This window comes from Epibacterium sp. MM17-32 (genome assembly GCF_022348205.1).
GTDB lineage: Bacteria > Pseudomonadota > Alphaproteobacteria > Rhodobacterales > Rhodobacteraceae > Epibacterium.
In genome coordinates this window covers 129007-151678 of sequence record NZ_JAKRFC010000008.1, presented here as the reverse complement: position 1 = coordinate 151678, position 22672 = coordinate 129007, and the positions used below count along the sequence as shown (strand labels likewise).

Here is a 22672-nt window from a genome sequence, read left to right as displayed (position 1 = left end):
GCGAAATCAAATCGATGCAAGTCTGACCACTTGGGGGACTTCCATGTCCATTACGGTGGGCACGATCTCCACACCCTGGAAGGAGGCTGGTTCCGAGCCGCGAGGCGATGTGAGACCATAGTGGTTGTACGGATCAGATCGACCGATAACAGCGGTGCTCGTAGCCCACATCAGCCGCTCCATCTCTCTCAGCTGGCGCTCGGACATGAGGATCCGTAGGTCGTCCCGGCCCGCGTGGTTGTACATATGGGTCTCGATCTGCGAGCGCAGATGGTAGAGAATTTCTCGAAGCATGGTCTGGTCCTTGTAAAGAGGGGCCCCGAAGGGCCCCTGTTTGTCATTTCAGCGGAAAGGGTGAGACGGCGATTTCAGGCTCGATGTAAACCGGGACCAGCTCCTCCTTTTCCTCGTCGACGCAGAGGACGTAAGTCGCGGCCAACCCTTCTGGCATGTAGAGCCCATTGGGTTCGGCCTGAGGCAGGGTCATGTACCCGTTTTCACGATACCGGCCGGCGGAGACGACCTTTTCCGAGTTCGAGAACTGGATCGAGGCATTGATGCCGAACCCGACGCTGTCGCAGATTTTCACGAAGTCGCCGGTCATGGTGACGATATAGGAGTAGGTCCGGTAGTTCGGGTCGTCACGCTTCTCGTACAGCATGCGGACCATCCGCTTTTCAAAACCGTTGACCACCGAGGGGAAGCCGACCGTCTGGTCAACCTGACGCTGCTGAGCTTCGGCCTTCTGCGCCATGGCCTTATCAGAAGAGGGAGTCGGTTCAGCGAACCAGGCGGAGGCGGGGGTGGCGATAACGAGAGCCAGGAGGGCGGCGAAAATTTTCTTCATGGTCAGTAGATCCCGATTTCGGTGGAGAGGAAGTCCCGCTGGTAGGCGGGAAGGCGCGACACGTCGGTCTGACTGAACTGATGTCGGATCGTTTCCTTGATACCGATCTTGCCAACAGTGTCGGCCTTACGGAACTCGTTCATCAGCCCGTCCAAGGTCCGCTGCATACCGTCGCGGTAGGTCTGGCTTTCCTTGTGGATGTCGTAGCGGATCTGTTCGTTCCACTTGCCGAAGAACGACTTGCCGAACATGCCCATCACGTTCAGACCGAACATGACGGCGAATACCGCGGCGATGCCTGCAATCCAGGCGAGGATGGTCTTCATGTCTTCTCTTTCTCTTGAATGAGGGGGGTGGCCTTAGTTGGCCACCAAGTTGTTCAGGTTCGAGGCCACCGCCTTCGCGCGGGCCGCTTCGATCTGGGCATTGCGCTCAGCAGTCTTCGCGGCTTCCACCGCTTCCTGCTGACGCTTGGCTTCGGCCTCCTGCTCCTCAGCGACGACCTCGAGCTTGCGGACCGTCTTGTTGAAGCTGGTGACGATGCTGTCGACCGACGGGCGGGGGCGGAAACGCTTGATCAGCCATTTGATCATCACATCACCTCCACTTGATCGATGCCGGCTTCCTGCAGCGCACCAACCAGCTCGGCCGAAGTCGGGTAGTTCTCGACAAAGAAAACCGTGCCGCAGTCATCCAGGATCTCAGCCCCCCAAGTACGCTCATCAATGTCGAACTCGACGATCGCGCTCAGGTCTTCATCCATCAGGTCTTCCATCGCGACGTGGTCGGTCACACTGTCGGAGAAATCGAGATACACTTCGTTGAAAAGGTTCCGCCGCATCAGTCCATCCCCAGCGCTTCTTTGTACATTTCCAGCACCGCCTCTTCTTCGGCGATGTCGTTCTCGTCGCGCTTGCGCAGAGCGATGATCTTGCGCAGAACCTTGACGTCGTAGCCGCGCCCCTTGGCTTCGGCCAAAACTTCTTTCTGCTGCTCGGCGAGGGCCTTCTTCTCTTCATCGAGGCGCTCAAAGCGCTCGACAAACTGGCGCAGCTCGCCGGCGGTGACGCGGTAGTTCTCGGTTTTTTCGTCTTCGTTCAGGTCCATGATCAGGCGGCTTTCAGCTGGAGGTTCAGTTGTTCGGGGCGAGACAGGAAGCGGCCGTTCAAGCCAATCTTCTTCGGGTTCGCGGACTTGCCACGAGCCCGGTTCTTTTTCACGGACAGATCCCGGAACCCTTTCGGGTTCAGCGCGGCCATGTCGGCCCAGAGGGACATGGCCTCCAGTGGACCGCCCTTGCCATGGAGGGGAATTTTACGCTGCAATTGCATACTGCTGTTCCTCAAACAGATAGTGGATGACCTGCTGGATTTGTTCTTCATCCAGTCGTTGGTCCTTAGTCTCGGCGGGGAGCCAACCTGGGAGGGTTGGTGCCTCGTCGAGTTCGATTTGGCCCATAGGGGCCCTCTCCGGGTGGTACGGCTCGAAGGTCCGTCCAACGGATGCGGTGGCGTCCACAGCCAGGGTCTTGATGATCTCGGGGTGGTCACACATCGCGGCCTTCGCCGCCTTGATGAACTCCACCGCGTCATCGCGGTGGACCGAGAAGACCAGTTCGTCGTGGATCGGGATCATGAAGCGGAAGCGGAACTGATTGTGCAGTCGCCGGATCGCCAGGATGGACCGCTTTGCCAGGGTCGCGCAGGAACCTTGGATCATCGAGTTCACGATCTGGTTCGCGGCCCGGTTCGTCAGTTTCCGGACGAAGAGGTCTCCGAAATTATGCAGCCCTACCTCAGTGGTCGACTGCCAGCGGTCGCGCCACAGCTTCTGCCAAGCGTAGCTGGCTTCGAACTTGTGACGACGATGACCATCGGGGAGCGTGACGAAGCCCTTGTCCCGTGCCTCGTTGATCAGGTCGACCCGCCACTCCTCGGCCTGCGCGAAGGTCTCGCGATAGGCTTCGGTCATCTCCCACATCTTGTCGGAGGACCAGCCCATAGCATCGCCCACAGTCGACAGGGCGCCGGAGTACCAGTAGTTGAAGTTCGCACCCTTGCCGACCTTGGTCCGCAGATCTTTGAAGTTCGGCAGCGACTTCGGATCGCTGGTCCCGAACATGTCGCCTACCGCCTTGGTGTGCAGATCCTTGAACGGCAACTGTCCGTAGGCCTCACGGAAGCCCTCGTCGTCCGAGAAATCTCCGATCAGCACGAGCTCGATCTGCGACCAGTCGATGGAGACGATCACATGATCCTCCTCGTCGGGCAGATAGAAGCCGCGGATGTAGGTGCTTTCACCCCGTTTGGCGAGCTGCATCGGGTTCGGGAACGACGCGGCCATACGGCGGCTGTTCAGCTGGGAACTGACCACCGGGTAGACGCGCTGCGTTTCCGGGTCGCAGAGCTGCAGGTACGGGGTCAGGTACAGCTTCATGCGCTGCTCGATCCCGGCCATCTCGTTGATGAGCTTGAGCAGCGGCGCGACCTTCTCGTTGCGCTTCTGCAGCTTCTCCCGCGCGCCCTTGTCCGAGGCCACTTTGCCGCCCGAGTAGATCGGCTTGATCCCCGGCAGGTCGTACATCAGGGTCCGCATCATCATGTAGTGCGAGAAGTTCGGCCCCTTGGACTTTGGCTTACCCTGCTCTTCCGCCCAGGCATTCGAAACCGCACCGGCGGTGGTATAGGCGATGTCGAACGGGTCGGCCGGCAGGTCACGCTTGGCCCATGCCTCGATCCGGCTGCGGTAGGTCTTACCAGAGGTCTTTCCGTACCAGCTCTCGTTCATCAACCATTGGTTCGGCTCGTCCGGGAACGGCAGCATGTCGCGAACCAGAGCCTGCAGCTCGACCACCTTCTCGGCATAGGTCTCACGCTCGACCTGGCGCCGTTCGTGAACAGCGTCGAGGTTGATACGCATCCCGTTCATCCAAATGTCCGCGAAGACATAGATCATCGGGTTCTCTTGCTCGAAGAACGTGCTCATCAGCTGGTCGTTCTGGTACGGCAGCATCGGCAGCAGACGGTGGAAGATACGCAGCGCCCAGTAGGCGTCGTCGGCACCGTACGCGCAGCACTCGTCGCCGGTGATCTGGCCCATGTGCGCCTTACCGTTCAACGTCTCGTCGAACGTCGCCTGTTCGTAACCGAAGAGGCTCTTGGTGAGCTTCTTTAGGCCGTAGCCATAGGTCATGTCGCTGACCAGGGCGTTGTAGGAGAACGAGCTCGAGGTGGTCTTGCCGATGATCTTGCCCAGCAGATCCGACTGCTTCTCGGTCAGATCACCATAGGGGTCCATCTCGGCGAAGGCTTCGGCGATTGCGGGCAGCATGTTCCGCATGCCACCGAAGCCGCAGCTGAACATCTTGTCTTCGGGGTACTGGTCCTCGTTGAAGGCCGACACGGCCAGCTGGAGGGTACAGATCACGTTGGTCATCTCGTAGCCGAGCGACTTCATCATCATCGTGATCTCGAACGGGGCGTTGTGACAGATCCAGTGAGCGTCCGGTGCCCGAGCGTCCAGCAGCTGACGTGCCTCGCTCCAGGGGATCCGGTTCTCCACGTCTGCGTGAGCCAGGTTCAGATAATACGCGGTGTCACTTTCGTCGCAGTACCAGGAGAAGCCACAGATGACGGTACGGTTGACGTCGAACACCAGGCGCTTGCCTTTGGACTTATGGCCCTCGGTGTCGACTTTCATGAATTGGTTCAGGCCCTCATGACGCTGGCTATCCTCGGTTTCGATGTCGAACCCGATCAGGCCGCTCGAGGCGATTTCAGCGATCAACTGGTCCTTGAGCTCGAACCAGTTCCGCATGTCGATGAGCTTGGATTTGATCATGCGAGGCTCCATGCGATTACAGGACGGCCGAAGCGGCCAACTCGGCGGACACCACTGTCGACAACGAGGCCGTCGCGCTTCAGCTCGGAAACCCGCGGTTGCACGGTGCATTCCGGGTAGCCCAAAAGATCTGTGATCTCGGGGGTGGTGAGGGGTTCCGCCATCAGCTTGAGGGTTTCGATCACCGCTGAGCGAACGTCGGCGGCGTGGCCGGAAATCGCTTGAGCGGACAGCACACTGGTATCGGTGCCGGAATGACCGACACCCATGGAGTTGTACGACATGGGATTTTCCTGTGAGTTAGACTCCCCGCCAGGGGAAAGGAACGAAAACCCTGGCGGGGAAAATGGTCGCGCCCCTAGGGGGTCGGGGTGGGCGCGACCGGACCGGGTTTAGTCGGCCAGCTCGAAGGCGACGGTGCCCCAGTTGTTGCCGTTGTGGGAGATCTCCTTGCCGATCACCTTGACCTTGACACGTTGACCGACGACGCCTGCGGCGACGGCTGCTTCCCAGAAGTCCGACCAGTCGCTGAAGCGCGAGGGGGCGGAAGTGTCATAGCCGATGGTGGTGCCAGCAGCGAAGGTTTCCTTGTTCAGGGCCAGCTCTTCCGCCAGCTCCAGCTTGATTTCGGCAGCAAAGTAGGGTTCCGCATCGGGTGCGGCCATCTTCGCCTTCATCAGAGCGTCATGCCAGGAGCCGCCCTTGTTGCAGGTGACGCCATCATACGAGGACAGATACTGCGCAGGGTTGCCGAAGCGGATGGTGTGCTTCAGACGGAAGCCGGTCTCTTCGGTCAAGTCCAGATAGGCCTCGAAGCTCTCGACGAGGTTCTTCTTCTCCTTGCCGACCTGCAGGCCGAACTCGGTCGGCTTCAGGAAGACGGTGTTGCGACCCAGCAGGCCAGTGGTGGCCTGAACGGTTGCCATGGAGGGTTTGGAGAAGGTCTGCACCTGACCCGCCGGGTTGGCCCGGGCTTCAATGATGTCGGTGCCGGAATTGTCGTGGGCTGCGGCCTGGGATGCCGCCATGTCTTCTGCTGCGCTCTGTGCCTGGTTGATTGCGTCTTGGATCGATGCCATGTTCGTAACTCCTAGTCATGGACTGTTTCTCAGAATTTTCCGGTTTGACTGGGACGAGAGAGGGAGATTGCAGCTCCCTCTCTCACCAACCAACCAGAGAGGTATCAGCGTCTTGCTGATGTCGTCATTTATGGTTGATTGCGGTGACTTGCACAACCACTTTAGTTGACTTGATTTCGCGAAATCAAATCGCTCATCGACAAAGTCGGCGGTGGCAAGTCGGCCGCAGGCTTCTCCGCGGACTTCGGCTTCTTAGGCGCCCGGAGGCGGATCCGCTCCTTGGTTTCGTCCACGGCGTTGGCCAGGGCGGACTTCTTCTCGACGATCTGGAAGATCTTCTGATCGACGGAGTTCTCATACTCCATGAGTGTGATCAGCAGCGGTGTATCCCGTTTGCCGCGGATCGCGCGGCGGTACGCTTGGACGAAGTTGCTGTCCATGTAATCGAGCGAAATGAAGATGACGTGGTCAACATGGGGCCAGTTGAACCCCACACCAGCTGTTGCCGCCGAGGCGATGACGATGTCGAGAAGGCCGGCTTGGAAATCCTCGTCGATCTTGGCCCGGCGCGCGCCGGAGACCCGGCCGTCGATCATTCCGACCCGGAACCCCATATCCTTGCAGATCTTGACCAGGCGGTCGTGCTGGTCAGTCATGGCCGAGAAGATGACAAGTGGCTTGCCAGTCCGCTTGTGGTCCTCCAAGTGGACCATAAGTCGTTCTTCCTTGCCAGTAGACTTGATCTTGTCGAGCGGAGCGCCGAGCGTCTGTGGGTGTTCCATAATCTGGCGGCACCGGATCAGGTTGACGCCGGGCAAGGTTCCGTCGAGGAACTGGTCCTCGAGCTCCAGGAGCGCGGTCTCCTCGAACTCCTCATACGCCTCGCGCTGCTTGGGCGTCATCTCACAGAACTCGTGGACGATCACCTTGGCCTCCGGGCCGTAGGCTTCCTCGAACGTGTGCCGGATCGCGATCTTGCCGAAAATCTTCCCGATCCGGTCCGGGTTCCGCCATGCAACCACCTGTCCGTAATCATTCTCAATCGCGTGAGCGAGCATGAAAGCGAAGTGGTTCTCGTAGCTCTGCGGCGAGCAGAGCTTGATGAGCGGAAACGCCGTGTCGAGACGTCCGTCGATGATCGTACCAGTCATCGCGACCAGGTAGGTGGTCCGCTCCATGAAGGCATAGAGCGATTGGGTTCGCTGGGAACTGTCGGTCTTGAACCCCATGTGCCATTCATCACCTGCGAGACAGTCGATGTCCGGGTGGTTCTCGACCAGCTCAGGCCAGTTGTTGGCGAAACAGTCGAAGCCCATGATGAACACCTTGGCGTCCATCTTCATGATGCGCGACCGGCGCGCGGGAGAGCCGCCGACGATGACCACGTCTTCGGGGTTCAGGTTCGTCCACTCGAGCAGCTCGAGCAGGTTCTTTTTGCGGAGGGATTTCGGCATGGCCCAGACGCTGCGAACGCGCTTTTCGTCCCAAAGCCAGCCGAGATAGACGCAGGTTGGTGCCGTTTTACCAGTCCCCGGATCGGAGAAGTTTCCGCAGCGGGGATTGGCCATGTAGAATGCCAGGTCGGCGACCTGGTAATCTCGAAGTTGTTTTTCCATAAGATCCTAGCGGATGGGTAGAAGTTAGTGTTGCTGGCGCTCCCTGATGGTTCGGGCCCGACGTTCTTCACGGGTCTCCCAGGGGGCGTCGAGTTCTTCGTTCCGGGCGTAGCGCCGGATCATCGTTGCCCCGAGATTTTCCAAGGGCAGTGTCATGAAATCCTGCAGGTCATACTTCCGGATCTCGGACGTGATGCGTTGGATAGGAGGTCGCACCACAACATCCGCAGAGCCAACCAGAATGACCGGCCGTGGGGCGTAGTTGATCAGCTTTCCAATCATGTCCACCACTGGCTGGCATTTGACGTCCACTTGAACGAGCACCAGAGGTTGCATGTTGGAAGAACTAAGCTCCTTCTCCAACTGCTTAGCCTTCATGGTCCATGCCGGCTTGATGATGCGTTGGATCGGCGAACTGAGACGGGAGAGTGTCGCTAGGTAAAGGCCCAGATCGTCGTAAGGATCCTCTACATAGAAAGAGCTCTGGCCCAGAGGTTTCGGAATTGGAAGCATGGCCTGAACCAGGGGGTCGGGAAAAACCTTCATCCATGTTTCCCAGTGAACCCGGTCAGGGATCGGCGCCGCTGTCGGCACCATATGGTTGCACATACCCGCTTTGACTTCGAAAGGACATTGCGCCTTCAACCCGACAAAGTTGCTACCTTTACGCCCTTGGACGAGCCATGCAACCGGCCCGTCCCAGTGAATACCATAGTGGTCCATGATCTGCGTCATACACCTACCTGTTGTTGAGCCCCGTCGAACACGCTCACATACTGGGCAGCGAGCCGCCCGGGGCGATTGTGTTTCATACCCATCAAACGCAGAGCGGGAAGCGCGTTCGAGCTCCCCTGACGGTGTGCTCGAACGAGTGTCCAGTAATCTTGCAATTCAGTATCAACCATTTGTCTTTTCCAAGAGTTCCCCGACTTTGGTTCCAGTGTATGCGGCAATATCAAGCAGGTCCAGAAGTTCAACCTCCTTCACCCCCTTCTCGACTTTGCGCAACTTCAGCGCCGACCAGCCCAGATCTTTGGCGGCAGGGTACAGCTCGATACCCCGGTCGAAGCGGTAATTGTAGAGGTGCAGCCCAATGCGCGAGTGAAGAGCGCTAAGAGGCCGCTTCTCTTTGACGCCCCGAGGGCGACGAGGCACACCGTTTTCGCGAAGGATCTGTCCGATCCGCTCTTCGGTGAGGCCGTAGGTTCGAGCGAGCTCTCCAATGGAGCCTCCCTCTTTGTATTCTTGACAGATGTATTTGTCGCGCTCGTTGTTGTTCATCTTTTACTCAACCTCAGGGTTAGTATCATTTCCCATCGTCAGAAACGGCTAGAAACGGCCGTTCTGTCCGAGAGGCGAATTGAGCAAAATCAAAGGGTTAGCGCATATCCTGAGTTGATTTCGGGAAATTTGTAATCAGTAGGTCCGCGGTTCGAGTCCGTGTGGGGGCACCATTTCTTTCCCAAGCCGCAGATCCCGTTCACGAAACAGGGCCGACAGGTCAACGCCCGAGGGCGGCTTCTGGACCTCTGGACCGCCCTATTCGCGATGAACCAATCGGCGCGCGGGTCGCCGTGCTGACCGCGTGAGACGCCAGAGCTGCCCGCTGACGCCGCGATGCTCTTTCTGCAGCCATACGCCAGAAAAAACGCCCGGAGAGGTCTCTCCGGGCGTTCTTCCAATCGTTCAAGCTGCGTCGCCCTCAGGACCCGAGCGCAGCGCTGCAGCGCCCGCAGGTTCCGGGGTGCGCCTGGAGGCCAACATCCGGCAGGATTTTCCAGCACCGCTGGCATTTCTGCCCATCAGCCTTTTCAAACACGACGGAAACGCCATCGACCTCCGGCAGGCGATAGCCTTCGGCCGGGCTTGGATCATTGGTCAGCTGCACATCAGAGGTGATGCAGACATCCGCGAAATTCACCGACTTCAGGGCGTCCAGAACGTCCACGTCGCGCACGTGCACCACCGGCGCTGCCTCCAGCGAGGCACCGATCACCTTGTCGGTGCGCTGCACCTCCAGGGCGGCGGTCACCACACGGCGCGCCTGACGGATCTTGGCCCATTTGGCCGCCAGCGGCTCATTGATCCAGTCGCGTGGCGTCTCGGGGATATCGACCAGATGCACCGAGCTGTCATCGCCGGGGAAACGCTCCAGCCAAACCTCTTCCATGGTGAAGACGAGGATCGGCGCAAGCCAGGTGGTCAGACGGTGGAACAGGATGTCCAGCACCGTGCGCGCGGCGCGGGCGTTCAGCGTGTCGCCATCGCAGTAGAGCGCATCCTTGCGGATGTCGAAGTAGAAGGCCGACAGATCCAATGTCGCAAAGGTAAATACCGCTTGCCAGACACCATTGAAATCAAACGCCTTATAGCGTTCGCGCACCTGGTGATCCAATTCGGCCAGGCGGTGCAGCACCCATTGCTCCAGTTCGGGCATATCCGCCGGGTCAACCCGCTGATCCTCGCTGAAATCGCCCAGGCTGCCGAGCATGAAGCGCATGGTGTTGCGCAGGCGGCGATAGCTGTCGGCAACCCCCTTGAGGATCTCCGGCCCGATCCGCTGGTCGGCGGTATAATCGGTCTGCGCCACCCAGAGCCGCAGGATATCGGCGCCATACTGCTTGATGATATCCTCGGGCGGGATGATGTTGCCCAGCGATTTCGACTGTTTGAAGCCCTTTTCGTCCAGCGTCATGCCATGGGTCACAACGTTGCGATAGGGCGCACGGCCTTTGGTGCCACAGGCCTGCAGCATCGAGGAATGGAACCATCCCCGGTGCTGGTCGGTGCCTTCCATATAGACATCCGCGATCCCGTCCTCGGCACCGTCGTCGCGGTCGCGCAGGACAAAGGCGTGCGTCGAACCGGAATCGAACCACACATCCAGCACGTCAACGACCTGATCATAGGCGTCCGGGTCGGCAATGCCCTCGAGCATCTGCGCCTTGAAACCGTCGCTGTACCAGATGTCGGCGCCATGCTCCTCGAATGCGGCCACGATGCGCGCATTCAGGGTTTCGTCCCGCAGCAGATAGTCCGAATCCGTCGGCAATGCGCCCTTCTTGGTGAAACAGGTGAGCGGCACCCCCCAGGCGCGCTGGCGCGAGAGCACCCAGTCGGGGCGGTTCTCGATCATCGAATGGAGCCGGTTGCGGCCCGATTGCGGGGTCCATTTCACCAGCTCGTCGATGGACCGCAGAGCGCGTTCGCGGATGGTCTCGCCGTATTGATCCTGCCCGTCGTTCAGCTTGCGGTCCACGCCCACGAACCACTGCGGCGTGTTGCGGTAGATGATCGGCGCCTTGGAACGCCAGGAATGCGGGTAGCTGTGCTTGATCTTGCCCCGCGCCATCAGGCCGCCCACCTCGACCAGCTTGTCGATGATCGCCTTGTTGGCGTCGCCTTCGCCCCCCTTGCGATTGAGGATGTATTTGCCGCCAAAGAACGGCAGATCGGCGCGGAAGCCGCCATCGTCCATCACGTTGTAGGTGATGACCTGCTCCAACATACCGAGGTCACGGTAGAGTTCGAATTCCTCCATGCCGTGGCTCGGCGCGCAATGCACAAAGCCGGTGCCTTCGGTGTCGGTCACAAAGTCGGCGGCGCGGAAGTCGCGGATGTCGTCCCATTCACCGTTGGCACCTTCGGCGCCTGCCAGCGGGTGGGCGAGGCCAATGCCCGCAAGATCGTCGGCAGAGACGTCGGCGACGCGGGTATATTGATCCTCAGCCAAGCGGGCGCGTTTGAACACATCTGCGGCGAGGTTGTCGGCGAGCAAGTATTTGTCGCCCACGTTGACCCAGCATTCGTCCGGCGTACCGGTCACCTCATAAAGGCCATAGGCAATGTCGGCGCCATATACGACTGCCTTGTTCGACGGCATGGTCCAGGGCGTCGTGGTCCAGATCACCACATGCGCGCCTGCCAGCTTGTGATCCGCAGGTTCGGCCACCTTGAACTTCACCCAGATGGTGAAGCTTTCCTTGTCGTGATACTCGACCTCGGCCTCGGCCAGCGCGGTTTTCTCGATCGGCGACCACATCACGGGCTTGGAGCCCTGATAGAGCGTGCCGTTCATCAGGAACTTCATGAACTCCTCGGCGATCACCGCCTCGGCATGATAATCCATGGTGATATAGGGGTTCGGCCAATTGCCGGTGATGCCCAGACGCTTGAACTCGGCCCGCTGGACGTCGATCCAGCCCTCGGCGAACTTGCGGCACTCCTGACGGAACTCGATGACCGGCACCGCGTCCTTGTTCTTGCCCTTCTTGCGGTATTGCTCTTCGATCTTCCATTCGATCGGCAGACCGTGGCAGTCCCAGCCCGGGATATAGCGGCTGTCAAAGCCCATCATCTGGTGCGAGCGGACGATGATATCCTTGATGGTCTTGTTGAGCGCGTGGCCAATGTGCAGGTGACCGTTTGCGTAAGGGGGGCCATCGTGCAGAACAAAGGGCGTGCGGCCTTCCTTCTCGCGCAGGCGGTCATAGACGCCGATCTTTTCCCAGCGCTCCAGCCATGCGGGCTCGCGCTTGGGCAGGCCTGCGCGCATGGGGAAATCGGTTTTGGGAAGGTTCAGCGTGTCTTTGTAGTCGGGCGTGACTTCGGTCTTGTCGGCGCACATATCGGTGGCGTCCTTTTGCATCAACGGGTCGGTTTGGGGATATTCGGTTCGGTGCGATCACTCAAGCACCTTTGCCCGGCGTCTCGTATACTCAGAGCGCCGGGTTCATAATTCGAATAATGATGGCCACACGTCGTGTTGCAGTCGGTGTCATGAGAGCGCTTATAGGGGCTTGTGGCGCAAGGGTAAAGTCTATCAACCACACAAGACGGATGCGACGCCATGCGCCCCTTTCTGCCGGGCGGCTTCGGGCTTAGGTTGGGCGTCGCAGACCAAGTGGAGCAGAGACATCATGCAAGACGCACATCCGTTGGCCCGTTTCGACATCACCCCGGACGACATCCGGCGCGTTGTGCGTGTCTTTTACAGCGCGGTGCGGCGTCACCCGGTGCTGGGTCCGGTCTTCGCCGCTCATGTCACCGATTGGCCGGAGCATGAGACCAAGATCACCGACTTCTGGCGCAACGCGATCCTGCGCGAACGGGTCTATGACGGCTTCCCCATGCGTGAGCACCTGGCCCGCCCGGATGTGAAGCCGGAGCATTTCCCGATTTGGCTCGGGCTGTTTCACGAGGTGCTGCACCACGAACTCAGTGCCGAACAGGCGATGCAATGGGGGCATCTGGCGGATCGCATCGGTGAAGGGTTTCGCACCGGAATCGAGTCCATGCGTCAGCCAAAGGATGAACCGCCCCGGCTGATCTGAAGCGCACGGGACGCGTGGCGTTCCTGACATGACAACACCGCCGGAGGGATCCTCTGGCGGTGTGATGTCGCGCGCTGGCTGGCTGGATCGGACGCTGGCTGGCGGGCTGGCTGGCAGGCGTCGCACCTGCTGGCTGGCGAGGCTGGCGGGCACTCACATCCCCGGGGCGCGCTGCACTCAGGCGGCGTCCCGTTCAAAATGACCGCACCAATCATCCTGCTTTACGACCGGCCAATAGCCGCGCTCGGCCGCCTCAGGCTGGAACACAGGCGGATTGAAACGGCACAGGCCGGCATCTTTCAGGGTCTGATCATTGTTGGCTTTGTGGTCTTCGAAAAACGCACAGCTGCTGCATGCGGACTGGCTCATGAAGGTCTCCTTGCGTGAAGATCCCGAGTCGGGATCGTTTCTGGCCCTGCAATTTAGATAGATTCTAAATTGGCAGGCCGCAAGATATTTTTCATTTATTTTCAAATAATTGACTTCATTGATCAGAAATCAGATCACGAGTTTTTCGCTCGGAAATCACTTTACGAAGCCCTTGAGTGCGCGCTGTAGCACCACGCTGAGGCGCGGCTTGTCCACGCTGGCAAAGTCCATCGGACGGCAGACCTCGATCGCCGCCAGCCCGACGCGCACGGTCAATGCGCCGTTGATCAGCCCCTCGCCAAAGCGCCGAGACAGCTTTGACAGCACAGAGCCGCCAAGCACCGGCTCCAACAGGTCGTCCCCGACCGCCACGGCGCCGGTCGCCACCAGATGCGACAGCACTGCGCGCGTCAAACGCCAGGAGCTGAACAATCCGGAACGCCCGCCGTAGATCTCGGCAATCCGGCGGATCATGCGCAAACTCGACACCAGGGCGGTGATCACATCCGCCAGGGCCAGCGGCACCAATGCGGTGACCCCTGCCACCTGCCGTGCCGCGGTCTGAACCTCCGCGAGGGCCTGCACATCGAGCGGCGACAACAGCTCTGCCTCCGCCAGGTCCATCAAACCATCCGCATCAAGGATCTCGGATTCGCGCTCGTGCAGCCTGCGCCGCGCCCATTCCAGATCCGCGCGGGTCCCATAGAATCGCGACAGACGCGCGACCTGTGCCCGCGCCACCGCCAGATCGCCGGACCGCGCGTCGCGGCATGCCTGCCGCAACGTGTCGACCTTGTGCAGGCGGCCCAGGGCGGCAAGCTCGCGCACACAGAACACCAGTGCCGCCAGCAACAGGCCGATCATCGCCCCCGACACCACCAACCCCAGCACCGGCACACGATCAATCAGGCTGGTGGCGTAATCCCAGGCCGCAACCGATATGATGGTGCCCAGCAGCCCCAGAACCAGCCCCCAGAGCCACCCGCCCCAGCCCCGGCGGCGCGCGGTGCCGACCGCCTCGACCGTGGCTTGCAGCGCCGTCGGCTCGTCAAGCTCGGGCACTGGCGGCGCATCGCTGACGCTTTGTGCCGGTTGGTCGTCCGGTTCGAGATCAAAAACGACGGGCTTGCGGGTCATGCGGCAGCCTCCCTCTTGGTTGCGCGCCAATGATATTCGATGTCCGGCAAACGCTCCGGATTGCGGTGGCCATCGGTGCGGTGCACCTCGACAAAGCCCTCGCGCACATAGAACCGCTGTGCGCCGGTATTGGCCTGAAACGTCCACAGCCTGAGCTCGGCAGAGGCCCGTTTTGCATGATCCAGCAACATCCGCCCCATGCCATACCCGCACATGTCCGGGCGCAGATAGAGCGCGCACACCTCAGCGCCATCCTGCGCCAGAAACCCGACCACATCCCCCGGCGCGCCCCGTTCAAGCACCGTGACCCAGCCGCGCGCGATCATCCGGTCGCAAAAGGCGATCGCCTCCGCTGCCGAGTGCTCCTTCGGCATCCAGGCTGTGTCGCGTTCAAAGCGATGCAGGATATCGCCGATACAACTGGCATCCAGCGGCGCAGCCGGGCGCAGAACACAGGTCACAGGCGATCCCCGAACAGAAATTCCGCCGCCCGGTCCAGGCGAATATGGGGGGGACCATCGCCCGGTTTCAGGGTCAGGGGCTGCGGGGCGAACCGCATCGACGCATAGCTGCCGTCCAGCCATTGCTCTGCCCCCTGCCGGGCAGGTGTCAGCAGGTGGCGCGGATCCTCGGGCAAGCGCCCGGGATAGAGCGCGGCGGGCTTGCCGTTTTCCGCCAGAATCCCGCGCACACAGGGCAGTTCCGCCCCGTCATGCGAGCGCATTTCCTCTGTCGTGGCCCGCAGGGCCGCCATGGACAGCGCCGCGGTCTCTGCGCCGGCAAAGCGGGCCCGATCCCGGGCATCTTGTGTCAGGGCCTCGATGATCGCGGTCAGCTGCAGGTGCTGTTGATGGTGCAGGTGATCTGCCTTGGTGGCGGCAAAGAGGATCTTCTCCACCCGCTTGCCGCGCAGCAACTGACTGAGAAAGCCATTTGAACCGGGCCGGAAACTGGCCAGGATATCGGTCATGGCGCGCCGCAGGTCCTCCATCGCGGGCGGGCCGGAATGCAGCGCCCCCAGCGCGTCCACCAGCACCACCTGCCGATCAATCCGGGCAAAATGATCGCGAAAGAACGGCCGCACCACCTGCGCCTTGTAGGCCTCGAACCGGCGCGCCATCTCGCGGGCCAGACTGCCGCGCGGCGCAGCGCCTTCCGGCAGCGGCGCAAACGTCAGCACCGGAGAGCCGGCCAGATCCCCCGGCAGCAGGAAGCGCCCGGGTGTGCAATCGTAGTAGCCCGCCGCCCGCGCGGCCTGCAGATACGCGGCAAAGGACGCGGCCAGACCCTGTGCCTGCGCCTCATCATGCGCGGCCGACGGATCGGCGGCCTTGACGGCGGCGCGAAATGCGCTGGCCTCTGACCGGGTCTCGATCCGGCGCAGCACATCCGCCGACCAGGTGGCAAAATCCTTGTCCATCAGGGACAGGTCGAGAAGCCATTCGCCCGGGTAGTCGATGATGTCCAGATGCAGGACGCGCGGCCCGGTCACCGCCCCGAACAGGCCCGTAGGCCGCAATCGCAGGCTGAGGCGCAGCTCGGACACGGCCCGGGTGCTCTCCGGCCAATGCGGATCCGGCCCCGTCAGCGCCGCCAGGTGGTTTTCAAAGTCAAAGCGCGGGACGGTGTCATCCGGTTGCGGTTGCAGATAGGCGGCCTCGATCCTGCCCTGCTGCGCGGCGGTCAGCTGGGACATGCGCCCCCGGTTCAGCAGATTGGCCACCAACGAGGTGATGAACACCGTCTTGCCCGCACGTGCCAGACCGGTCACCCCGAGCCGCAATGCGGGGTCTGCAAACGGGCTTGCCACCACGCCACCGAGGGTCTCCGCCCCGCGCAGCACCCCGTCGGCCACATTCGCGGCCAGCCCCGTCACCCCTGTTCCTCGCGTCACCTGCCGCTCCTCATGCGCCCTGCCGCGATTGGCGGGCCGTTTCCCTGATCCCGCCGGGATGTGCCTCCCGCACGGCCTCCCCGCAACATAGGCATCACCGCCTGCGGTTGCCAGCCCGCGCCCGCGGCACCCTGCCCGGCCATGTGCACCAACTTTGGCTTGTCAGCTCCGCCCCGGCACGCTACGCCGCGCTCCATGCCGCGTATAGCTCTCAAAGTCGAATACCACGGGAAGCCCTTTGCCGGATGGCAGAGACAAAAAGATCAGCCCTCGGTACAGGGCGCGATCGAGGCCGCCCTGGCGAAACTGGAACCGGGGCCACACACCATCGCCGCCGCCGGGCGCACCGACACCGGCGTGCATGGATTGGGCCAGGTCGCCCATTGCGATCTGCGCAAGGACTGGGATCCCTTCCGCCTCAGCGAAGCGTTGAATTTCCACCTGAAGCCCGCCCCGGTTGCCATCGTCGATGCCGCACGTGTCGCCGATAACTGGCACGCCCGGTTCAGCGCCATCGAGCGCCAATACCTCTTTCGCATCCTGATGCGACGCGCACCGGCCACGCATGACGCGGGTCAGGTCTGGCAGATCAATCATGACCTCGACGCGGAGGCGATGCAGACTGCGGCCAATCACCTGCTGGGAAAACATGATTTCACCACCTTCCGCTCGTCCATCTGCCAGGCCGCAAGCCCGGTAAAGACGCTGGATGAACTGCGGATCGAGCAGGTGACGGGCCTGTCGGGGCCAGAGGTTCATTTCCATGTCCGCGCCCGCAGTTTTCTGCACAATCAGGTGCGCAGCTTTGTCGGCACGCTGGAACGCGTCGGCGCAGGAAGCTGGTCACCGGACGATGTGCGCGACGCGCTCGACGCCAGGGACCGCGCAGCCTGCGGGCCGGTCTGCCCCGGGCATGGTCTGTATCTGGCGCGGGTAGGCTACCCGGAGCCGGTCTTTGCACGCGATCCCGACTGACTGATCGGCACATCGCCCCGCGTCCCGGGGGGATCGAACAGAGCTACCGCGCCGGGAACAGGACCAGTGTCTGCAAGGCCATCCCCACCGGCCCCTCGGTATCATACAGCACCGCCTGCGACATGCCGATCCCGTTGGGCTGCCAATGGGAAACCGCCTCGGACGCGTGCCAGCCCGGCTCTGGCATGCGGTGGATCTGCAACGTCAGATCGGTGTTCATGAACCCCATCTCGCTGGTCGGCAGGTTCCAGGAGATCCCGTTACCGCAGTCCGCCAATGCGCAGATCCCCTGCACCGGCGAGGTCTCCTCCCCCTGCACCAGATCCGGCGTGCGCAACCACATCGTCTTTGGCCCCGGGCCAAATCCATGGCCGGGCGGGTAGCGCGCTTCCAGCAGGCGCGCAAAATTCGCGAGCTCATGCCGCCCTTCCCCGATCGCAAAAGGCCCCGGTTCAGCCTCTTCGAACCGTGGCGCGGGCAGTGCGGGGGTCGGCACCAGCCCGATGTCGCGCTCTGCGAGATGCATGGTCGTGGCCTGCACCAGCAGCGCATCCGACAGATCATGCACGGTCACGCGCGTCGTTGCCAAAGTGCGCGTGTGCCGGGTGGTTTCTGCGGCGACGCGGATGCCGGCCAGCGGCACCGGGCGCAGCACATCCATGGTCAGGCGCGTCAGTTGCTTTTCCGGGCCGATCTCGACCTCTGCGGCGCGGGCCACCAGCCCGGCAACCGGTCCGGCATGGCAATAGTCCACGGCCCAGGGACCCCGCGCAGGATCATTGCCGACAAAGACGCCATCGTCGCGCCGATCAAAAAAGGGAACCATTGTGTCTGTCACGTCCTGTCCTGCGTATCCGAGTTGCATTCTGCTCAAGCGCATTCGCGCAGCCCGCTCGGCGCCCGCGGCAGGATCGCACCGCCCACGGCGTGCCCCTGCCCAGTCCCGCGCGCCCGTCCGGCCACTGCCTGCCCACTTTGCCTCTGCAGCATGACTTGGCAAACTGCGGCCTGTCCAGCACAGTGACGCCATGCCCGCCGCTTTACCTGCGGGTCGCACGACAAACCGAAGGACCAAGGACATGGCACTGCTGATCGAAATCGGACATAACGGCTGGTACAGCGAAGAGGATCTGGCGGCGCAATTCCGCGCCCTGGATCCTGCGGCCGATATTCGCACCACGGCGGCCCCCGGCAATCTCGACGAGGTCACTGTGCTGGCGGTGTCGGCGCTGAAATCCGATCTTCCGACGCAGCTGCCGAACCTGCAACTGGTTCAGAAACTGGGCGCGGGCGTGGAGACCATCGTGAACCACCCGTCCCTGGCGCCGCATGTCCGCGTGGCCCGGTTGAAGCCCGAAGAACCTGCCCGCGAAATCGCACAGTATTGCCTCGCCTATGTCCTGCGCGGCACCCGGAACATGGATTATCACGAAAAGGCCCAGGCCCGCGCGCTCTGGGACCCGGTCGCGCCGCGCCGCCCCGCCGACACCACCGTGGGGGTCTTGGGGCTCGGCCATATCGGCGGGCTCACGGCCGGTCTGATGCGCGACATGGGGTTTCAGACCATGGGCTGGAGCCGCACCCCCAAGGAGATTGCCGGCGTGACCTGCCTCAGCGGCGATCACGGGCTCAACGGGCTGTTGTCTAGTTCCGACTATGTCTGCGCGATCCTCCCCTCCACGGCGGAGACCCGCAACCTGCTTGATGCAGAGCGTCTGGCTCATATGAAAGAAGGGGCAACCCTCATCAACGCCGGGCGCGGCGACCTCATCGACGAGCAGGCGCTGGCCTCCGCCCTCTACCAGCGCCGCCCCGGCCATGCGGTCCTCGACGTGCTGCGCCATGAACCCCTGCCCGAGGACAATCCGCTCTGGAAACACCCTTGTGTGACCATCACCCCCCATGTGTCCGGCTGGCACCTCGGCGATGCGCTGGGAGATGTGCTCGAAAACCTGCGCCGCCTGACCGCAGGCGCCGATCTGTTGCACGAGGTCGACCGCGCCAGAGGCTACTGACGGGCACGATCCGCGCATCGCCGCCGTACCGACCAGGCCCAGCCCTGCGCCCAGCCCTGCCGCCGCCGGGCATATCGCCTTCACGCCTGGCCCATCACGCTGGCACCAAACGGGCAGAGCCCGCCCCGCAAGGGACGGGCTCTGCTGGACCAGCCGCGCCCCTGCGGGGCGCGTCCTTTTGCTTACAGTTTACTCTGCCGCCTCGGCATAGTCCTCCATCGGCGGGCAGGTGCACACCAGATGGCGGTCGCCGTAGACGTTGTCGACCCGGTTGACCGGCGGCCAGTATTTGTCGACGCGGAAGGCCCCCGGAGGGAAGCAGCCCTGTTCGCGCGAATAGGGGCGATCCCAGTCTTTCACCAGATCTTCCATCGTGTGCGGTGCGTTCTTCAGCGCGTTGTTCTCACGCGGCATCTCGCCCGCTTCGACGGCCTTGATCTCATCCCGGATCGACAGCATCGCCTCGATGAAACGGTCCAGCTCGGCTTTGGTTTCCGATTCCGTCGGCTCCACCATCAACGTGCCCGCGACAGGCCAGCTCATGGTCGGCGCATGAAAACCGCTGTCCATCAGGCGTTTGGCCACATCGTCAACGGTCACATCCGCACTGTCGGCAAAGGGACGGGTGTCCAGAATGCACTCATGCGCAACCCGGCCGGTCGGCCCCTTGTAAAGGACGTCATAGGCCCCTTCGAGCCGCTTCGCGAGGTAGTTCGCCGACAGGATCGCCACCTTGGTCGCCTGCGTCAGACCCGCGCCGCCCATCATCAGGCAATAGGCCCAGGAGATGGTCAGGATCGAGGCCGACCCCAGAGGTGCCGCCGACACCGGCCCCTCAACGCCGCCGGTTTCCGGATGCCCCGGCAGATGCTCGATCAGGTGCGATTTCACCCCGATCGGTCCCATGCCGGGGCCGCCGCCCCCGTGCGGAATGGCAAAGGTCTTGTGCAGGTTCAGGTGGCTCACGTCACCGCCCAGATCGCCCGGACGGCTGAGGCCCACCATGGCGTTCATGTTGGCACCATCAATATAGACCTGACCGCCGGAGTCATGGGTGATCTTGCAGACCTCATGCACGGTTTCCTCGAACACACCATGGGTCGAGGGATAGGTGATCATGCAGCCCGCAAGGTGCTCGGCATGCTTTTCTGCCTTGGCGCGGAAGTCCTCAAGGTCGATATCGCCCTTCTCATCGGACTTTACCGGAACCACTTTCCAGCCCACCATCTGCGCCGACGCCGGGTTGGTACCATGGGCGCTCATCGGGATCAGACAGATGTTGCGATGCCCCTCACCGCGCGCCTTGTGGTAGGCGGCGATGGTCAGCAGACCCGCATATTCCCCCTGCGCGCCGGAGTTCGGCTGCATGGAGATCGCATCATAGCCGGTGATATCGCAGAGCTTGGAGGACAGATCCGTGACCAACTCCCCATAGCCTTCCTGCTGATCGGCAGGCGCGAAGGGGTGGATGGTCGAAAACTCCGGCCAGCTCAGCGGCATCATTTCCGCAGCGGCATTGAGCTTCATGGTGCAGGACCCAAGCGGGATCATCGCCCGATCCAGCGCCAGATCGCGGTCCGCGAGGCGACGCATGTAGCGCATCATCTCGGTCTCGGCCCGGTTCATGTGGAAGATCGGGTGCGTCAGATATTCCGTCTTGCGGTGCATGTTCTCAGGCACGCGGTACTGGGGGCTGAAATCATCATCCGCGCGCACGATACCAAAGGCACGCCAGACCGCCTCGATGGTCTCGGGGCGTGTGGTCTCATCGACAGAGATCCCCACACGGGTTTCCCCAACACGACGCAGGTTGATGCCCTCATCAACGGCGGATTTCATCACCGCCGCCTGCAGCGGGCCGACATCCACGGTGATGGTGTCAAAGAACGCCTGCGGGTCGACTTTGAAGCCTGCTTCCTCAAGACCTTTGGCCAGACGCACGGCCTTGCGATGAATACGCTGCGCGATCGCCTGCAGCCCTTTGGGGCCGTGGAAGACCGCATACATCGACGCCATCACCGCCAGCAGCGCCTGCGCGGTGCAGACGTTGGAGGTCGCCTTTTCGCGGCGAATGTGCTGTTCGCGGGTCTGAAGCGACAGGCGATAGGCTTTGTTGCCATGCGCGTCGACAGACACGCCGACGATGCGGCCCGGCATGTTGCGCTTGTAGGCGTCCTTGGTCGCCATATAGGCCGCATGCGGCCCCCCTGCGCCCACCGGCACGCCAAAACGCTGGGTGGAGCCAACTGCAATATCCGCCCCCATCGCGCCCGGCTCTTTCAACAGGGTCAGCGACATCGGGTCAGCCGAAACAACGGCGATGCCCTTGTACTCATGCAGCTTGGCGATGTGATCGGTGAAGTCACGCACATGGCCATAGGTGCCCGGATACTGGAACAGCGCACCAAAGACCGCCTCGGGGTCCATCTTGTCGGGGTTGCCGACGATGACCTCGATCCCCAGCGGTTCAGCTCGGGTTTTCACCACCGCGATGTTCTGCGGGTGGCAGTCGCGGTCCACAAAGAAGGCCTTTGCCTTCGACTTGGAGACACGCTCCGCCATGGTCATCGCTTCCGCGCAGGCGGTAGCCTCGTCCAGCAGCGATGCGTTGGCGATCTCCAGACCGGTGAGATCCGAAATCATCGTCTGGAAGTTCAACAGCGCTTCAAGGCGACCCTGCGAGATCTCGGGCTGGTAGGGCGTATAGGCCGTGTACCACGCGGGATTTTCCAGAATGTTGCGCTGGATCGCGGGCGGGGTCACGGTGCCGTGGTAGCCCTGACCGATGAGCGAGGTCATCACCTTGTTCTTGCCGGCCACCTCACGCATGTGAAACAGCAACTCGCGCTCGGACATCGGGCGGCCAAAGTCCAGCGCCGCTTTCTGGCGGATGGATTTCGGTACGGTTTCGTCGATCAGCGCATCAAGGCTGTCGGCACCAACCACCTTGAGCATCTCGGCCATTTCCTCGGGCGAGGGGCCGATATGGCGCCGGTTGGCAAAATCATAGGGAAGGTAATCTGTCGGTTCGAAAGGCATCGCTTGCCTCCTTCAGGGTCTGTCAGATCTCGGGATCAAAGGCATGCAACAACAGGTCGGGCGCGCCCGGTGATGCCCTCGCAGGTAAAAGACAGGCCCGCGCCGGGTGGCGGCGGGCCCAGAAACATCAGCCGATGAAGTCTTTGTAGCCGGCCTCATCCATGTAGTCGTCCATCGGCGACATGTCGGAAACCTTGAGCTTGAAGAACCACGCCTCACCTTCCGGGTCGTCATTGACCTTGGAGGGCTCGTCCACGATGGCCTCGTTCACTTCGACAACTTCGCCGTCCAAAGGCGCAAGAATGTCGGAGGCCGCCTTGACGGATTCGATCACCACGATCTCATCGTCCTTGGAGACTTCGCTGCCGACTTCGGGCAGTTCCACAAAGACCACATCGCCCAGTTGCTCTGCCGCGTGCGCGGTGATGCCAACGGTCACGATCTCGCCTTCGACCTGCAGCCATTCGTGTTCTTCGGTATATTTCATGGGTTCTCTTCCTGTGTTGGCCGTTCTTTTCGGGGACGGGT

At 61.9% G+C, this 22672-nt stretch carries 24 protein-coding genes; 3 read left to right on the top strand and 21 right to left on the bottom strand.

Features of this window, described 5'->3' with window-relative positions; genetic code table 11:
- Positions 1-6: 6 nt before the first annotated feature.
- From MHM88_RS14205 to ileS, 14 genes are all read right to left on the bottom strand, one after another.
- The gene (locus MHM88_RS14205; protein WP_239366382.1) at positions 7-294 is read right to left on the bottom strand and encodes a hypothetical protein; all 288 of its coding nucleotides are present in this window, start codon (positions 292-294) and stop codon (positions 7-9) included.
- 43 nt (positions 295-337) lie between these two features.
- On the bottom strand, positions 338-847 hold the full coding sequence (locus tag MHM88_RS14200; protein WP_239366380.1) for a hypothetical protein: 510 nt from the start codon (positions 845-847) through the stop codon (positions 338-340).
- Between the two features lie 2 nt (positions 848-849).
- Entirely contained in the window at positions 850-1173 is a 324-nt protein-coding gene (locus tag MHM88_RS14195) for a hypothetical protein (protein WP_239366378.1), read from the bottom strand.
- 33 nt (positions 1174-1206) lie between these two features.
- Positions 1207-1440, bottom strand: a complete 234-nt coding sequence (locus MHM88_RS14190) for a hypothetical protein (RefSeq protein ID WP_239366365.1) — start codon at positions 1438-1440, stop codon at positions 1207-1209.
- On the bottom strand, positions 1440-1688 hold the full coding sequence (locus tag MHM88_RS14185) for a hypothetical protein (protein WP_239366363.1): 249 nt from the start codon (positions 1686-1688) through the stop codon (positions 1440-1442). The genes MHM88_RS14190 and MHM88_RS14185 overlap by 1 nt, the downstream gene beginning before the upstream one ends.
- Positions 1688-1954, bottom strand: coding sequence for a DUF2312 domain-containing protein (locus MHM88_RS14180; RefSeq protein WP_239366361.1), 267 nt, complete (start codon positions 1952-1954; stop codon positions 1688-1690). Before MHM88_RS14180 ends, MHM88_RS14185 begins: the two co-directional genes overlap by 1 nt.
- 2 nt (positions 1955-1956) lie before the next feature.
- Positions 1957-2178: a hypothetical protein gene (locus MHM88_RS14175; RefSeq protein WP_239366359.1), complete on the bottom strand. Its 222-nt coding sequence runs from the start codon at positions 2176-2178 to the stop codon at positions 1957-1959.
- Positions 2162-4687, bottom strand: coding sequence for a DNA polymerase (locus tag MHM88_RS14170; RefSeq protein ID WP_239366356.1), 2526 nt, complete (start codon positions 4685-4687; stop codon positions 2162-2164). The genes MHM88_RS14175 and MHM88_RS14170 overlap by 17 nt, the downstream gene beginning before the upstream one ends.
- On the bottom strand, positions 4684-4971 hold the full coding sequence (locus tag MHM88_RS14165; protein WP_239366353.1) for a hypothetical protein: 288 nt from the start codon (positions 4969-4971) through the stop codon (positions 4684-4686). Before MHM88_RS14165 ends, MHM88_RS14170 begins: the two co-directional genes overlap by 4 nt.
- Before the next feature lie 108 nt (positions 4972-5079).
- Positions 5080-5766 carry a hypothetical protein gene (locus tag MHM88_RS14160; protein WP_239366350.1) on the bottom strand — a complete coding sequence of 229 codons (687 nt, stop codon included), beginning with the start codon at positions 5764-5766 and terminating at the stop codon, positions 5080-5082.
- Positions 5767-5927: 161 nt separating this feature from the next.
- Entirely contained in the window at positions 5928-7382 is a 1455-nt protein-coding gene (locus tag MHM88_RS14155) for a DEAD/DEAH box helicase (RefSeq protein ID WP_239366349.1), read from the bottom strand.
- Positions 7383-7406: 24 nt separating this feature from the next.
- Positions 7407-8117: a hypothetical protein gene (locus MHM88_RS14150; RefSeq protein WP_239366347.1), complete on the bottom strand. Its 711-nt coding sequence runs from the start codon at positions 8115-8117 to the stop codon at positions 7407-7409.
- A 162-nt stretch (positions 8118-8279) separates the two neighbouring features.
- Positions 8280-8663 carry a hypothetical protein gene (locus tag MHM88_RS14145; protein WP_239366345.1) on the bottom strand — a complete coding sequence of 128 codons (384 nt, stop codon included), beginning with the start codon at positions 8661-8663 and terminating at the stop codon, positions 8280-8282.
- A 421-nt stretch (positions 8664-9084) separates the two neighbouring features.
- Positions 9085-12009, bottom strand: a complete 2925-nt coding sequence (ileS, locus tag MHM88_RS14140) for an isoleucine--tRNA ligase (protein ID WP_239367106.1) — start codon at positions 12007-12009, stop codon at positions 9085-9087.
- A gap of 292 nt (positions 12010-12301) precedes the next feature.
- On the opposite strand from ileS, the gene MHM88_RS14135 reads away from it, so the two are divergent.
- Positions 12302-12715 (top strand): group III truncated hemoglobin, encoded by a 414-nt coding sequence (locus MHM88_RS14135; protein ID WP_239366343.1) that lies wholly within the window; start codon positions 12302-12304, stop codon positions 12713-12715.
- A 177-nt stretch (positions 12716-12892) separates the two neighbouring features.
- Here MHM88_RS14135 and MHM88_RS14130 read toward each other — a convergent pair whose 3' ends face one another.
- From MHM88_RS14130 to MHM88_RS14115, 4 genes are all read right to left on the bottom strand, one after another.
- Entirely contained in the window at positions 12893-13084 is a 192-nt protein-coding gene (locus MHM88_RS14130; RefSeq protein ID WP_239366341.1) for a hypothetical protein, read from the bottom strand.
- A 156-nt stretch (positions 13085-13240) separates the two neighbouring features.
- The gene (locus tag MHM88_RS14125; RefSeq protein WP_239366339.1) at positions 13241-14221 is read right to left on the bottom strand and encodes a YcjF family protein; all 981 of its coding nucleotides are present in this window, start codon (positions 14219-14221) and stop codon (positions 13241-13243) included.
- On the bottom strand, positions 14218-14682 hold the full coding sequence (locus tag MHM88_RS14120; RefSeq protein ID WP_239366337.1) for a GNAT family N-acetyltransferase: 465 nt from the start codon (positions 14680-14682) through the stop codon (positions 14218-14220). Before MHM88_RS14120 ends, MHM88_RS14125 begins: the two co-directional genes overlap by 4 nt.
- Complete coding sequence (locus MHM88_RS14115; RefSeq protein ID WP_239366335.1) at positions 14679-16115, bottom strand: YcjX family protein; 1437 nt, start codon at positions 16113-16115, stop codon at positions 14679-14681. The genes MHM88_RS14120 and MHM88_RS14115 overlap by 4 nt, the downstream gene beginning before the upstream one ends.
- 195 nt (positions 16116-16310) lie before the next feature.
- Between MHM88_RS14115 and truA the strand changes: the two genes are divergently transcribed.
- The gene (truA, locus tag MHM88_RS14110; RefSeq protein ID WP_239366333.1) at positions 16311-17090 is read left to right on the top strand and encodes a tRNA pseudouridine(38-40) synthase TruA; all 780 of its coding nucleotides are present in this window, start codon (positions 16311-16313) and stop codon (positions 17088-17090) included.
- Positions 17091-17133: 43 nt separating this feature from the next.
- Here truA and MHM88_RS14105 read toward each other — a convergent pair whose 3' ends face one another.
- Positions 17134-17928, bottom strand: coding sequence for a thioesterase family protein (locus MHM88_RS14105; protein ID WP_239366320.1), 795 nt, complete (start codon positions 17926-17928; stop codon positions 17134-17136).
- Positions 17929-18169: 241 nt separating this feature from the next.
- On the opposite strand from MHM88_RS14105, the gene MHM88_RS14100 reads away from it, so the two are divergent.
- Entirely contained in the window at positions 18170-19105 is a 936-nt protein-coding gene (locus MHM88_RS14100) for a glyoxylate/hydroxypyruvate reductase A (protein ID WP_239366317.1), read from the top strand.
- A gap of 189 nt (positions 19106-19294) precedes the next feature.
- Here the strand turns inward: MHM88_RS14100 and gcvP are convergent, their stop codons facing one another.
- Positions 19295-22144: an aminomethyl-transferring glycine dehydrogenase gene (gene gcvP / locus MHM88_RS14095; protein ID WP_239366314.1), complete on the bottom strand. Its 2850-nt coding sequence runs from the start codon at positions 22142-22144 to the stop codon at positions 19295-19297.
- 127 nt (positions 22145-22271) lie between these two features.
- Complete coding sequence (gene gcvH / locus MHM88_RS14090) at positions 22272-22631, bottom strand: glycine cleavage system protein GcvH (RefSeq protein ID WP_110362483.1); 360 nt, start codon at positions 22629-22631, stop codon at positions 22272-22274.
- Positions 22632-22672: the final 41 nt, after the last annotated feature.

What these genes read in the sequence shown, in the direction of transcription:
- MHM88_RS14175 (WP_239366359.1), bottom strand. Translation starts at nt 2,178, where the DNA reads ATGCAATTGCAGCGTAAAATTCCCCTCCATGGCAAGGGCGGTCCACTG.
- MHM88_RS14155 (WP_239366349.1), bottom strand. Translation starts at nt 7,382, where the DNA reads ATGGAAAAACAACTTCGAGATTACCAGGTCGCCGACCTGGCATTCTAC.
- MHM88_RS14180 (WP_239366361.1), bottom strand. Translation starts at nt 1,954, where the DNA reads ATGGACCTGAACGAAGACGAAAAAACCGAGAACTACCGCGTCACCGCC.
- MHM88_RS14195 (WP_239366378.1), bottom strand. Translation starts at nt 1,173, where the DNA reads ATGAAGACCATCCTCGCCTGGATTGCAGGCATCGCCGCGGTATTCGCC.
- MHM88_RS14160 (WP_239366350.1), bottom strand. Translation starts at nt 5,766, where the DNA reads ATGGCATCGATCCAAGACGCAATCAACCAGGCACAGAGCGCAGCAGAA.
- MHM88_RS14170 (WP_239366356.1), bottom strand. Translation starts at nt 4,687, where the DNA reads ATGATCAAATCCAAGCTCATCGACATGCGGAACTGGTTCGAGCTCAAG.
- MHM88_RS14100 (WP_239366317.1), top strand. Translation starts at nt 18,170, where the DNA reads ATGGCACTGCTGATCGAAATCGGACATAACGGCTGGTACAGCGAAGAG.
- MHM88_RS14190 (WP_239366365.1), bottom strand. Translation starts at nt 1,440, where the DNA reads ATGATCAAATGGCTGATCAAGCGTTTCCGCCCCCGCCCGTCGGTCGAC.
- MHM88_RS14130 (WP_239366341.1), bottom strand. Translation starts at nt 13,084, where the DNA reads ATGAGCCAGTCCGCATGCAGCAGCTGTGCGTTTTTCGAAGACCACAAA.
- MHM88_RS14200 (WP_239366380.1), bottom strand. Translation starts at nt 847, where the DNA reads ATGAAGAAAATTTTCGCCGCCCTCCTGGCTCTCGTTATCGCCACCCCC.
- MHM88_RS14145 (WP_239366345.1), bottom strand. Translation starts at nt 8,663, where the DNA reads ATGAACAACAACGAGCGCGACAAATACATCTGTCAAGAATACAAAGAG.
- truA (WP_239366333.1), top strand. Translation starts at nt 16,311, where the DNA reads ATGCCGCGTATAGCTCTCAAAGTCGAATACCACGGGAAGCCCTTTGCC.
- MHM88_RS14150 (WP_239366347.1), bottom strand. Translation starts at nt 8,117, where the DNA reads ATGACGCAGATCATGGACCACTATGGTATTCACTGGGACGGGCCGGTT.
- ileS (WP_239367106.1), bottom strand. Translation starts at nt 12,009, where the DNA reads ATGTGCGCCGACAAGACCGAAGTCACGCCCGACTACAAAGACACGCTG.
- MHM88_RS14165 (WP_239366353.1), bottom strand. Translation starts at nt 4,971, where the DNA reads ATGTCGTACAACTCCATGGGTGTCGGTCATTCCGGCACCGATACCAGT.
- MHM88_RS14125 (WP_239366339.1), bottom strand. Translation starts at nt 14,221, where the DNA reads ATGACCCGCAAGCCCGTCGTTTTTGATCTCGAACCGGACGACCAACCG.
- MHM88_RS14185 (WP_239366363.1), bottom strand. Translation starts at nt 1,688, where the DNA reads ATGCGGCGGAACCTTTTCAACGAAGTGTATCTCGATTTCTCCGACAGT.
- MHM88_RS14135 (WP_239366343.1), top strand. Translation starts at nt 12,302, where the DNA reads ATGCAAGACGCACATCCGTTGGCCCGTTTCGACATCACCCCGGACGAC.
- gcvP (WP_239366314.1), bottom strand. Translation starts at nt 22,144, where the DNA reads ATGCCTTTCGAACCGACAGATTACCTTCCCTATGATTTTGCCAACCGG.
- MHM88_RS14205 (WP_239366382.1), bottom strand. Translation starts at nt 294, where the DNA reads ATGCTTCGAGAAATTCTCTACCATCTGCGCTCGCAGATCGAGACCCAT.
- gcvH (WP_110362483.1), bottom strand. Translation starts at nt 22,631, where the DNA reads ATGAAATATACCGAAGAACACGAATGGCTGCAGGTCGAAGGCGAGATC.